Source organism: Bartonella sp. ML69XJBT (assembly GCF_028618515.1).
Lineage (GTDB): Bacteria > Pseudomonadota > Alphaproteobacteria > Rhizobiales > Rhizobiaceae > Bartonella.
In genome coordinates this window covers 1-11,574 of record NZ_JAQITB010000040.1, presented here as the reverse complement: position 1 = coordinate 11,574, position 11,574 = coordinate 1, and the positions used below count along the sequence as shown (strand labels likewise).

The following is an 11,574-nucleotide window of genomic DNA, read 5'->3' as shown; positions in this document are numbered from 1 at the left end:
ATATAATAACTTACTTTTATAATAATAAAAATCTTCAAAATTTGTGTTCAATAAAACATTTGATTTTTAAAGTAATTTAATTTCAAATAAATAAAAATAGCCTATGGTAGTTATAATTTTTTTGTAATTTTTATATTTCTTAAATAATAATCTATTGCATATTCTATATGCACTTCTTTTTAGATAAGACCTTAAGAACTTGTACAATAACACCATTTCCCTCTATTATATTATCCTTTTATTACAACACACGAGAATAAGAGAAAAGGTCTTTATCATATTTTTCCTTTTTGTTTTCATATGAACTGCGGTACAATATCTCAATTTAAAATAGAGCTACTACTTTTCCTTTGAGGCAATGAGAGGAACCGATTTTTTAATCGCAAGCGCAACGAAAGACGCAATCAGCACTTTTATAAAAGCACCAATTAAGAAACCTAATGAACTTATTAAAACTGTTAGCAAAGAAGCCTGTGTCATATAAGCCACCCACGGTATTCCAAAAGAATAGACAATTCCAATACCACCCACCATATTTATCAAAAATAATATTATAAAGTTTAACCGTTTCCAAAATAACTCAACCATAAAGCCAATAAAAAATGCCGCAAATGGAAAACTGATTAAATAGCCACTGGTGACACCTAAAAACACACTGATTCCACCACGCCCTCCTGGCAATAGAGGTAATCCAATTGCAATAAGAACAAGGAAAAGAAGCGATGCTAGAGCTCCTCTTTTTGCCCCAAGTATAGATCCTGCTAACATCGGAGCCATAGACTGCGCTGTAATAGGTACCCCCAGCAAAAAAGGCAGATGAATAGGTGGAAAAAGACTTAAAACAGCATAAATAGCAGCAAATAGAGCAATATAGGTTAGATCTTTTGTATTCACTAAATCATTCCTTCATTATGAAATAATCTTTAGTTATTGTTATCAATGATCAACAATAACATCCTGAGTTAAGAATATATTTTTACAGCATGAGAAATATCTCAAGATAATTTAAATATAATTAATAATATAAATTATATGATATAATAAAAATCAAAAAATAAATGTTTTTTTGATGCATTAATAAAATATTATAAACAAATTTTATTATACAATAAGACTATCATTACTTATATAATATTATATATTACCAATAATCTTTCCTATATTTTAAATATATCCAAAATAAAAACTACTCTTTCCTTTTATAAATGAGAGGAACAGATTTTTTAATTGCAAGTGCAACAAAGGATGCAATCAATACTTTTAAACTATCTCCTATCAAAAAACCGGATGACGCTATTAAAGCCTTTAGTAGAGAGATCTTAGTCATATATGCTGTCCATGGAACACCAAAAGCATAGACAACTCCTATACCACCTACAGCATTTATCACAAATAATGTTATAAGATTTAACCGTTGCCAAAACAATTCAACCATTAAACCAATACAAAAAGCAGCAAATGGAAAACCTATCAGATAACCACTAGCAATTCCTGCAAAGACACTGATTCCACCACGACCACCAGGCAATAGAGGCAATCCAATTGCAACAAGGACAAGAAAAAGAAGCGACGCTAAAGCCCCCCTTTTTGCTCCAAGTATAGATCCTGCTAACATTGGTCCCATCGACTGAGCTGTAATAGGAACCCCAAGAAAAAAAGGAAGATAAATAGGGGGAAAAAGGCCTAAAACAGCATAAATAGCAGCAAATAAAGCAATATAAGCTAAGTCTTTTGTATTCATTTATTACCCTTTCATTATGAAAAGCTTTGATTATTATTAGATACTTTATCAATAGTATCAGTATCATAAGAACGCGCTTCCAATGCTTCCGCTACTTCTGAAGCCATTCTTATGGTTCGTATAATTAAAGGTATTGCAAGAGCGACAATATTCGTATTCAGTCCACGTGCTTGCTGTGCTTCACGCACTTCATTAAACTTTTCCCTCAAAAGAGGAATAAAGCGGATAGCCATAGAGATAACCATACTTACTTTTGATGGATTTATACCAAAATACCGAAATGGCTGAAGCCCTGCTTCAATTGAAGCCACCATATCTGAAACTTTTGTTGTAAATGAAATAAGTGATGATAAAGAAAAAAGAATAATAAGGCGTAATATGACCTCGACCCCTGTAAGCAGACTACTAAAAAAAGTCTGAAATGCAAAGAGAAGAACTAAAAGTAATCCTATCGATTTAAACTGCTTTATCACAGTACCCAAAGGGATCTTGGCAACTCTATAGAATAAGACTACAAGTAATAAAAATAGCCCAAGAAGCGGTGTGGATGAAACCATTATTATAGTGGTTCCACACACCGTAAGAAATAATAATTTAACCCACGGACTAAGCCTATGAATAAAGGTACCCCTTGGAATATATAAACCGATCATGACATTCTTCTTATATACTCCTTGATAGCAATAAAAGGTACATCATCAATTGCTATCTCCCCTCTCTCAAAAACAAGTACTCTATCAAATTTTTTGAGAAATTCCAAGTCATGTGATACAACAATCGCTGTTTGTGATAACTCTTCTATAACCTGTGTAACACGGCGCTTATTTCGCAAATCAAGTAATGTTGTTGGCTCATCAAAAACAATATAGTCTGGTTTCATTGCTACTACACTGGAAATGGCAACAAGTTGTTTTTGTCCACCGCTTAATAAATGAACTGGGTGATCTCTAAAAGCTTGAAGATCATAGCGCTGTAAAATTTCATCTATACGCTTTTTAATTTCATCTTTACTCAGTTTTAGATTTTTGAGACCAAAAGATAAATCTTCTTCCACTAATGGTAAAACAATTTGATTATCAGGATTTTGAAAAACAAATCCTACTTTACGCTTTACCGCCTTTGCATCGCACTTTGTATCAAGCCCATCAACGCTTACAGAACCATGCGACGGTAATTGTAACCCATTGATAAGACGAACAAATGTACTTTTTCCAGAACCATTCGCACCAATAACGGCTATTCGTCTTTCGGTAAGCTCTACAGAAATACCCCTTAAAACACACAAATCACCAAAGACTTGTGTCACCTTATCAAACTTTATAATCCCCAAGATTTATTCCAATCAATCCCTTTATATTACCTATTCTACCGTTAACGCTTAAGTTTATAGCCTAAAAATAAAAACAAACACCATATCGGAATAATAATAACTGCCAAACTCATATCAGGCATCTGTACAGGGATATATGTTTCAAGAGAAGATAGTCTTATTCCCATCATATCAAAAAGTCGAGCCATTAACCCATTTTTCCCAAAGCCACTAACAAACATAATACAAAACAATAAAGCAAGAAAGCAAAGACAAAAATAGTTTGCATATGGATAAAAACCAAATGCATAAATAAAATTCTCTTTTCTGTTCTTATGTGCCTTTCGAAATTTTAAATGAACAACAATAATAATAGCCCAAGTAATAACCGCAGCTGCAGTCGCAAGAGCCATAATCCGCATAAAACTATTATCAGGGACAAGAGCATTAACAACAACGATTATCGCCGTACAGAACGACGAAAACAGGATCGCAATATAAGGAACACGAGCAGTACTTAATTTACTGAAAATATCTGGTGCATTCTTTTGTATAGCTAAGCTATAAAGCATACGGCCATTAGAATAAATACCACTATTGTAAACAGAAATAGCAGCCATAATGACCACAAAATTTAAAATATGACCAGCCGCAGGAATTCCTACAATTTCAAAAATTGTAACAAAAGGACTACCGTTTTTTCCAATCATATTCCACGGACTGATAATCATAATAACGCTGATAGAACCAATATAAAAAATTATAATCCTCCACATAACTTGACGAATAGCTGCTGGAATTGTTTTTTGTGGATTGGATGCCTCTCCAGCTGCAATACCAATAAGCTCTGTCCCTCCAAAAGAAAACATTACTACAGAAATCGCTAAAACAACCCCTATCGCTCCATAAGAAAAAAAACCGCCATGATCCCAAAGATAATGAACTCTTGCTTGATTTTCACCTATTCCAGTGACAATGAGAAAAAGCCCCAAAATAATCATCCCAATAACAGCAGAAATTTTGATCAAAGCACAACCAAATTCAAATTCTCCATAAAAACGAACATTCAATAAATTCACTAATGTTACGAACAAAAGAACAATGAAGGATGACTTCCAATGATCAATCAAAATCCAATGATCGAGGTAAAACCCGATCACTGTAAGCTCAGTCATGCTTACAAGAATATAAAGAAACCAATAATTCCAACCTGTTATGAAACCAGCTAACCTCCCCCAATATTTATAAGCAAAGAAACTAAAAGCCCCCGATGTTGGTTCTTCTACTGACATTTCACCAAGCATGCGCATAATAAAATATATAACAAGCCCCCCAATAAGATAAGCTACAATGGCTGAGGGCCCCGCTAACTGTATTGCCTCTGTTGATCCATAAAAAAGCCCTGTCCCAATAACACCACCCAAAGCAATCATTTGAATGTGACGATTTTGCAGATTGCGCTTCAATTCACTATTCGCATCGTTACACACTATTCCTCCCTTTCCCCTTGATATTGATTTTAACCTTTATACAAGAAGCTAAAAATATCTTTAATCTTTTTCCTAAAAGAAAGTATAATTTCACTTCCTCATCATAATGCAACTTCTTGTTTTTTTGTGCATTACACGATTGTTCCATTAAAGTTGTAGGAAAAAACATGCTTCGCCCTTTACTTAAATTCATGGCTTTCATTTTCGTTACACTAACAATTGTAGTATTTGTCATTGATAGCGTAAACTCCATGAGCTCATCACATTGGACGATCACTCCCTTAAATAAAATATTAGCAAATCTTCTGCAAACAGATATCTATGAACTTAACCAGTCTATCAGTAAGACCATACCAACTTTCCTGTCCTCAGTTTGTATTACTCTCACTTATTTACCAGTATGGTCTATCTTTGGTACTTTCGCAATAGCACTTTGTATCCTGAATCACGAAAAACCAAAACCTTTTCACAAAATATTGTACACTTAAAAGCGAAATATATTTGATGTTAATATGAAAAAGATTCTTCTAAAATCTATTGTGTCATACGCAATCAGTATACTTTGAAAAGACTTCATTCTGTCAAATAAGGACTATTTTGAAAATAGAAATAGGTTATAAATGCCTTATTATAAACATGTGCATTCACTTAATCGGGGCATATCCCTCACGTAAAACACAACGCCATTGAGTTATATATTCACGAGCTCGTTTAAAGAGATATTTCGCGACACTCCCAAGGCCATTGAGCACTATCATCTTTACACTTATGAACGAGCAAAGCCGACATCATCATACTATTTGCCAGCTCTCAATATTGCGACAGCCCTTAGCACCTAGAACAGTTCATAAATGGCATCTTTAATCCTATTTCTTATACAATTTTACCCGCACGCCAGACCTACTTTTGATACGCAAGAAAGTGATTTTTATTGATTCAACATGGAAGAAATTTTAAATGAGAGAATCTTACGATATTTGGAGCTTAATTTAATATCAATAACCCTCTATTATCGTTATAAATCAATTTCTTGTAACTTAATGATTTCTCTTAAATAGCAGTAGTGTCACCTTAATTTGTATTAATCAAAAGCGATGAGTTACCTCTTTCAACCTTTCAGCAGCTCGTAAAAACTGCCTACGATCGCTCATCTGTCCCCTCCAAAAATTTTTTGTTTTTAGCAGCATAGACCGTATAGAGAAAATACCTCTCAATACTCTCACTATTCTTTATAAAATTGAAATTTCTTAAAATAGTGAGAAAATTATAAAGCTTATAAAAAGCACTTACATATCTAACAAGATGGATTATAAAAAATGAACGCTTTAAGATAAATATAAGTCCTTATTGACGAGGAAATGGCAAGATAACAGCTTCAAATACACCCCGTTCTTCTAAATCTGAAAATCGTTTCGTTAACACATCTAATTTTTTAGATATCTCATTTAAACTTTTCCATTGATCCGTTACAATACTAGAAAGCTCATCAATGAATTTTTCTTGATAAGCTAATTTCATTTCTAATTCTACCAATCGATCTTCATCTGCCATAGTTCTTACTCCATCTTAAATAAAAGCTGTCTTTCATAAACTACTCCTTTTATCCCTATTTCTATAAGAATGAGAAGTACCTTTTCTACCAATTCCACTGATCTTATTTTCACAGCATAAAAGTTAATGATATTTTTCATCTCCCTTCCAATCAGTTTCCCAATAAATTTCTCCTTTTCCACAAAAGCAGTAAATATCTTTATGAGGACATTCTTCATATCACTTTCCACCTCGGAAAAGCTCTTTTCATATTTATTTCTAAGTTTGAATAGGATATCATTTAAAATGTACTTTATGCTATCAAGATCAAAAATACTGTTCTGGTCTTAACCTTCGTACTCTCTCGTGATCTCAATAATAACAACATCTTATAAATTATTGAAAAAATGCACTCTTGCTTTTGTTTATAGTTTTGGCTATTACCCTCGAGCTGATGTTTTATTTAATTTAATGTACAAGTTCATGCCGCATTAGCTCAGTTGGTAGAGCACATCATTCGTAATGATGGGGTCGCTGGTTCGAATCCGGCATGCGGCACCATTTTGTGTTATTAACACATTGAAATATATAGATTTTTTTCTTTAAATAACGATTTTTAGACCACCTTTTAGTCCACCTATTACAGTTTATACAATTTTATCTAATTTGTTGTTATTTGTTCCTTATTTTTCTCTGGAGTAAAGGCTAAGATCTCTTTCTTTCTCCACCTCACTGCTCTCCCTAGCTTGTATGGCTTTGGAAATACACCTTGAAGCACCCAATTGCGAATCGTTGTTGTGGATACACTAAAAAGCTGCGCACATTCACGGGTTGTTACATATCTATCACCATCATCAAATATCATCTCATTACCTTTCTATTTTTTATGTTATGTAAATGGGTGGGGATGCTGAGAAGAGAGAGCTCCCCCATAACGTCAAGCGGCTTTTGTTAAGATCTGCTTCAGATCTCGCTCTATTTCCTCCAAAAATATCTCGACCGCTTGATTCATTTTTTTAATTTGTTCCTCATCACGATCCACGCGTTTGATTTTCATGCGCAAGTGAGATGATATACTTACAAAATGCGGATTATAGCTCATGAAATGACACCATTTACGTCCCGTACAAGCCATTTAGAATTGCATTTGTGCGATATATTCAGGCTTGATATTGCCATCTATAAAGAAGCGTAGATGGTGTATTGATTGTGGACATTTGACCTCAACTAAACCTTCCTCGCTGTATTTTGACAGTAGGTTTTATACTAAGTAGGAGTTTTATTAAACTGACATCCAGCGATACTTAACAGAGCTATTATACTCAATAATTTTAAGCTTTGTTTCATTTTTTACTCCTTAAAGGGGCTTGTACTCGATTGATGAACCATAAAAACATACCGACATGCTTGGCTCGCATCTCCAAGGCAAGTATGGGGATTTATGAGATCTGAGAACATATTCCATGTTTCTTTAAACATGTTACTACCAGCAGGTGCTGTCTCGTAAGTATAATCATTGCCGCCAATAATTCTGCTAACAAAGTCATATTTATGCCCATCAAAGCCTACAGTGGTTTGTTGGCCATCACTCACATAACTTATAAGACCGGCTGCAGACAAAACATTAAAGGCGGGTCCATAGAAATTGATATCCGTGTTTTCATTCGCTATACCATGCACACCTTGTTGTTTGAAAGAATTCAGCATATTCCCCAATGTCATGGTCCCACGGCTATGACCGTAAAGTTCTAACCCTGTAAGCCCATAATTATACATCAGATCTTTTGCTTCTTGTGTGGAATTGGTCAATCCCCAAAAGTTATTTTCCATAAACTTCTGATAACCTGCTACCAGAAGTTCTGAGATGGCAGAATCGGCTTCTGGGAACACAACAAAATAAAGCGGATTATTTTTATCCTTTGCATGTTGCTCTGCATAAACAGCAGCCTCCTCTGGTGGTGTAAAGATGCCATTGAGGGACACATGCACCTTGCCATCAGCCCCCTCCTGCAAATGCTGCTTTTCTTCTTCCGTTAAATAATGAAACTTAGGAATTTTTTGTCCGCGAGCGTCTCTTATAGGTACCCCATTTGCATCTGTTTCATAGATTATATTTCCGTCTTTATCACGGTCAACCACAGCGAGAGGATGTTCTTTAAGAAACATGGTTTTGTAGGACTCATCGCTGTATTTAAACCCTTCCTCCAGCAATTGCGTGGCCATTTCACGGTTTTCATGGACGATTTGTTCCAGCTTGCCTACATCGATGCGTGAGACACCCTTATGAGCTGTCGCAGTATCACGATTAAGGGAAGCGATTGTTTGTTCCCCATTTTGCCCCGTCAACACTTTTGGCCCGTCTTCATTGGTGATCACAATGGTACCATCACTGATGGCGGATTTGGTGTAACCTTCCTCTTCATCATGGACTTTTGCATGATCTAAGATATTTTTAGCAATGTTTTTTGCAACGCCATATTTGCCTTGATCCATCGGACCACCCGCAGAAATGCTTAAACCTTGGCTGCTGGCTGTCGCTTCAGCACTGTTGGCAATATCACTCGTCGTAATGGTTCTAGTGGTCAGTTTGTTTTTATCTGCTGGTGCGCTGCTGGCAATGATGCCTCCGATCATGGTTGTTTTATCTTTAACGTTGATATCATAACCGCCATCCCCCGCTTTGATGCTTGATTGTTTCACAACACTATGATAATCACTAGAGAATTTATCCTTATTAAAGGAAACATGGGTTGAGGCTGCTCCATCCTGTTTTCCACCATTATAGCCAACAGACACAAAGTTTTGCTTGCTAGTGGTTTGTCCCGTATCACTGCGGCTGGTAATAGTGAAATCACCACCAACACCCATCTCTACACGGTTTGTAGAAAACACCGCACCAGCCAAGGTAGTGTTATCCCCACTGTTGGTCTGAATAGTGCCCATGCCCACAACATGGCTGTTCTTGTGGTGTACTTCCTCACTGGAGCCATTTCCTTTACTAAAGGAAGCATTTTCCATCCATCCAGAACCACTCGAGCCATAGGTATATCCAACATTCATAGAAGCACTATGCGCATGATTGTGCGTTGTTAGGGTTGGCATTCTGGTTTATTTTTATATTTTTGACAATAAGCGCTATTTAAACGCTTCTTGACACTTCGCTGTGGGATGACAGCGCCTGGCACACAAATCGGAAGATCTTCGGCATTATAATTTCTACACCGATCTCTCCACTCCCATCCTAATTTACTATGAAAACCTGCTTGGGTTAGGCATGCATAAATAGATGTATTCGCATTTATACTTAACTCTCTATAATCCATCATATAATAATCATGAGGATTCAGCATTCCACATTCTAATAGTGCTTTTTTAATCTCAATCTTATCTTCTCCGAGCTTCTCTAATACATCCACAGCATGGTAAGGACCTGGAAAACATCCAGCTATAATAAGCAAAGCCAATCCATTCAATAACTTTAAAGTTGCTTTCATTTTTTCTCTCCTTCAATGATTTTTTACGATAAGATTGCTTATAAGTTTGTTGATGTTTTATATTCCTCTGTCCATACCAATTTGAAACATGTTGAGTGCCGATACAATTGGCCCATACACTTATGCAAAAGATAAAAAAAACTACGGTAGACATTCAGGCTTGTTTCTATTTCTTTTACAATGGGGGCTGTTCAGGCGTTTCTTAACACTTCTTTGAGGAATGACAGCACCTGAATGACAAATCGGAAAACGAGCATCAAAAAACTCACACGAACTCAAATATCCGGATTTATATCTAAAACCTGCTTGAATCATGCAAGCTTCAATTAATGCGTTCGCATTTCCGTCTAACTTTCTGTTGTATTCATCATGATTATAAGGTGTTGGCATGCCACATTCTAACAGCGCTTTCCCTATATCAATTGTATTTGCACCAGGCTTATCCCATAATTCCCAAGCTGATAAGGGAACCTCAGCTTTATACTCACATCCAGCTATACTTAACAGAGCTATGCCCATCAATAATTTCAAGATTTGTTTCATTTTTTCCTCCCTGAATATTTTGAATAAATTGGCGTACGATTAGGTAAACCATAGAACTTTGTACAAGCATCACTTGGATGTCCATAACAAGCATGGACACTGGGGTAGCCCTTAAACATTTGAAATCTCTCTTTCCAGGGACCACTTCCAGAGGGGACTTGTTCAAAGGTATAAGGATTTTTGCCAATCTTGACACCAACAAAATCATATTTATGATTTTCCAAATTGACATAATCCTGCTTTCCATCACTTAAGTATAATATATCTGCCATGTTTTGAGTATTAAAAGCTGGTCCAAAGAAATTAATCGTTGTTTCCTTTGCTATACCGTGAACACCATGCTTTGCTAAATTATACGATCCATTGCCCGCAGTCATACTGCCACGACTATGCCCATCAATATGTAATCCGTCATTGCCAAGGCTATACAACAGATTCTGAAACTTCTTGGTCGAATTGGTCAGACTACCAAAATCACCTTCTAGAACATACTGATACCCTGCAATAAAACCCTCTACCAAGAGCGAATCGCTATGGGAAAACATCAGAAAATAGTGTGGATCATTCTTGTTATCAGCCATTTGGACAGCATTACGGGCTGCTTCATCGGGGGAATTAAAAATGCCATTGTAAAACATATAAACAGCACCATCAGAGCCTTTTTGTAAATGCTTCTCTTGCTCTGGTGTTAATGAAATGAAAGGAACAATCCCGCACAGGCAAGAGGACACATGGCTGTGGGGATTGTTTCCATCACAAGCAAGACTTAAGGTTGGCATTCATCCGCATTTTTATACCTTTTACAATAAGGGCTGTTTAAGCGCTTCTCAACACTGCGCTTGGGAATAACAGCACCTGGACGACAAATGGGGAGGTTTTCTTCTTTAAATGTATAACACCACCCACCCACATGTTCATCTTTATAGCGGAATCCTGATTGAATCATACAAGCATAAGTTGTTGCTCTTGCATTGTTGCTTCTCTCTCTATTTTCTCTATCAGGATCGATAAGGCTCGGCATGCCACATTCTAAAAGGGCTTTTCCTACCTCGGTAAAATCTGCACCAGGCTTCTCCCACATACTCACGTATGCTGGAGAAGGTTTGTCAATATTTGATATGTCACATCCAGCTATACTTAACAAAATAAGCCCACTCAATAATTTAAACAATCTCTTCATTTTTTTCTCCATAAATAACCTAAACCTAAATTATCTAAAATCGCATGAGGTGCATAAATTTTTACATTATGAAGTGTTCCATAATCATGTTTACACGCATCACTCGCATCACCATAGCACTTATGGGTGGTAGTAGGGTTATGGCCACGTAGCGCACTCACTTGCTCTTTTATTGCAATTGCTGGTGGAAATAATACATAGGGGAGCTTCAAGGGTACCTTATAAGCTGTCGGTAGATTATGACCAATTCCTGTACCAATGGGATCAAAAAAATGGTTTTGTAAATA

General features: G+C 36.1%; 12 protein-coding genes, 1 tRNA gene and 3 pseudogenes. 1 reads left to right on the top strand and 15 read right to left on the bottom strand.

Annotated elements, in window-relative coordinates:
* Positions 1-339: 339 nt before the first annotated feature.
* From PVV68_RS08700 to PVV68_RS08665, 7 genes are all read right to left on the bottom strand, one after another.
* A complete protein-coding gene (locus tag PVV68_RS08700; protein ID WP_273721205.1) occupies positions 340-894 on the bottom strand; it encodes a biotin transporter BioY in 555 nt (184 codons plus the stop codon).
* 292 nt (positions 895-1,186) lie between these two features.
* Positions 1,187-1,741, bottom strand: a complete 555-nt coding sequence (locus tag PVV68_RS08695; RefSeq protein ID WP_273721207.1) for a biotin transporter BioY — start codon at positions 1,739-1,741, stop codon at positions 1,187-1,189.
* A gap of 14 nt (positions 1,742-1,755) precedes the next feature.
* Positions 1,756-2,394, bottom strand: a complete 639-nt coding sequence (locus PVV68_RS08690) for an energy-coupling factor transporter transmembrane protein EcfT (protein WP_273721209.1) — start codon at positions 2,392-2,394, stop codon at positions 1,756-1,758.
* The gene (locus PVV68_RS08685; RefSeq protein ID WP_273721211.1) at positions 2,391-3,071 is read right to left on the bottom strand and encodes an energy-coupling factor ABC transporter ATP-binding protein; all 681 of its coding nucleotides are present in this window, start codon (positions 3,069-3,071) and stop codon (positions 2,391-2,393) included. The genes PVV68_RS08690 and PVV68_RS08685 overlap by 4 nt, the downstream gene beginning before the upstream one ends.
* A 41-nt stretch (positions 3,072-3,112) precedes the next feature.
* Entirely contained in the window at positions 3,113-4,483 is a 1,371-nt protein-coding gene (locus PVV68_RS08680; protein ID WP_275064951.1) for an amino acid permease, read from the bottom strand.
* A 1,401-nt stretch (positions 4,484-5,884) separates the two neighbouring features.
* On the bottom strand, positions 5,885-6,091 hold the full coding sequence (locus PVV68_RS08670; protein WP_273721217.1) for a SlyX family protein: 207 nt from the start codon (positions 6,089-6,091) through the stop codon (positions 5,885-5,887).
* Positions 6,092-6,096: 5 nt separating this feature from the next.
* Positions 6,097-6,309 carry a hypothetical protein gene (locus PVV68_RS08665; RefSeq protein ID WP_273721218.1) on the bottom strand — a complete coding sequence of 71 codons (213 nt, stop codon included), beginning with the start codon at positions 6,307-6,309 and terminating at the stop codon, positions 6,097-6,099.
* 246 nt (positions 6,310-6,555) lie between these two features.
* Here PVV68_RS08665 and PVV68_RS08660 point away from each other — a divergent pair.
* Positions 6,556-6,631, top strand: a tRNA-Thr gene (locus PVV68_RS08660).
* A gap of 100 nt (positions 6,632-6,731) precedes the next feature.
* On the opposite strand, the gene PVV68_RS08655 is transcribed toward PVV68_RS08660, so the two are convergent.
* The 8 genes and pseudogenes from PVV68_RS08655 to PVV68_RS08620 all read right to left on the bottom strand — a co-directional run.
* Positions 6,732-6,935: an AlpA family transcriptional regulator gene (locus PVV68_RS08655; RefSeq protein WP_273721450.1), complete on the bottom strand. Its 204-nt coding sequence runs from the start codon at positions 6,933-6,935 to the stop codon at positions 6,732-6,734.
* Between the two features lie 72 nt (positions 6,936-7,007).
* Positions 7,008-7,310: pseudogene (locus PVV68_RS08650) on the bottom strand (YqaJ viral recombinase family protein); the annotation flags it as partial.
* A 110-nt stretch (positions 7,311-7,420) separates the two neighbouring features.
* Positions 7,421-9,166, bottom strand: a pseudogene (locus PVV68_RS08645) (hemagglutinin repeat-containing protein); the annotation flags it as partial.
* On the bottom strand, positions 9,160-9,564 hold the full coding sequence (locus PVV68_RS08640; protein ID WP_273721830.1) for a hypothetical protein: 405 nt from the start codon (positions 9,562-9,564) through the stop codon (positions 9,160-9,162). The gene PVV68_RS08640 and the pseudogene PVV68_RS08645, both read right to left, overlap by 7 nt.
* A gap of 141 nt (positions 9,565-9,705) precedes the next feature.
* Positions 9,706-10,107 (bottom strand): hypothetical protein, encoded by a 402-nt coding sequence (locus PVV68_RS08635; RefSeq protein WP_273721828.1) that lies wholly within the window; start codon positions 10,105-10,107, stop codon positions 9,706-9,708.
* Positions 10,104-10,886 carry a hypothetical protein gene (locus tag PVV68_RS08630; protein WP_273782910.1) on the bottom strand — a complete coding sequence of 261 codons (783 nt, stop codon included), beginning with the start codon at positions 10,884-10,886 and terminating at the stop codon, positions 10,104-10,106. The genes PVV68_RS08635 and PVV68_RS08630 overlap by 4 nt, the downstream gene beginning before the upstream one ends.
* On the bottom strand, positions 10,874-11,287 hold the full coding sequence (locus tag PVV68_RS08625) for a hypothetical protein (protein ID WP_273782909.1): 414 nt from the start codon (positions 11,285-11,287) through the stop codon (positions 10,874-10,876). The genes PVV68_RS08630 and PVV68_RS08625 overlap by 13 nt, the downstream gene beginning before the upstream one ends.
* Positions 11,284-11,574: pseudogene (locus tag PVV68_RS08620) on the bottom strand (hypothetical protein); the annotation flags it as partial. The gene PVV68_RS08625 and the pseudogene PVV68_RS08620, both read right to left, overlap by 4 nt.

Excerpts from the sequence above, each read along its gene's own strand:
- PVV68_RS08670 (WP_273721217.1), bottom strand. The coding sequence starts at position 6,091 with ATGGCAGATGAAGATCGATTGGTAGAATTAGAAATGAAATTAGCTTAT.
- PVV68_RS08680 (WP_275064951.1), bottom strand. The coding sequence starts at position 4,483 with ATGATTGCTTTGGGTGGTGTTATTGGGACAGGGCTTTTTTATGGATCA.
- PVV68_RS08630 (WP_273782910.1), bottom strand. The coding sequence starts at position 10,886 with ATGCCAACCTTAAGTCTTGCTTGTGATGGAAACAATCCCCACAGCCAT.
- PVV68_RS08625 (WP_273782909.1), bottom strand. The coding sequence starts at position 11,287 with ATGAAGAGATTGTTTAAATTATTGAGTGGGCTTATTTTGTTAAGTATA.
- PVV68_RS08690 (WP_273721209.1), bottom strand. The coding sequence starts at position 2,394 with ATGATCGGTTTATATATTCCAAGGGGTACCTTTATTCATAGGCTTAGT.
- PVV68_RS08665 (WP_273721218.1), bottom strand. The coding sequence starts at position 6,309 with ATGAAGAATGTCCTCATAAAGATATTTACTGCTTTTGTGGAAAAGGAG.
- PVV68_RS08655 (WP_273721450.1), bottom strand. The coding sequence starts at position 6,935 with ATGATATTTGATGATGGTGATAGATATGTAACAACCCGTGAATGTGCG.
- PVV68_RS08695 (WP_273721207.1), bottom strand. The coding sequence starts at position 1,741 with ATGAATACAAAAGACTTAGCTTATATTGCTTTATTTGCTGCTATTTAT.
- PVV68_RS08635 (WP_273721828.1), bottom strand. The coding sequence starts at position 10,107 with ATGAAACAAATCTTGAAATTATTGATGGGCATAGCTCTGTTAAGTATA.
- PVV68_RS08640 (WP_273721830.1), bottom strand. The coding sequence starts at position 9,564 with ATGAAAGCAACTTTAAAGTTATTGAATGGATTGGCTTTGCTTATTATA.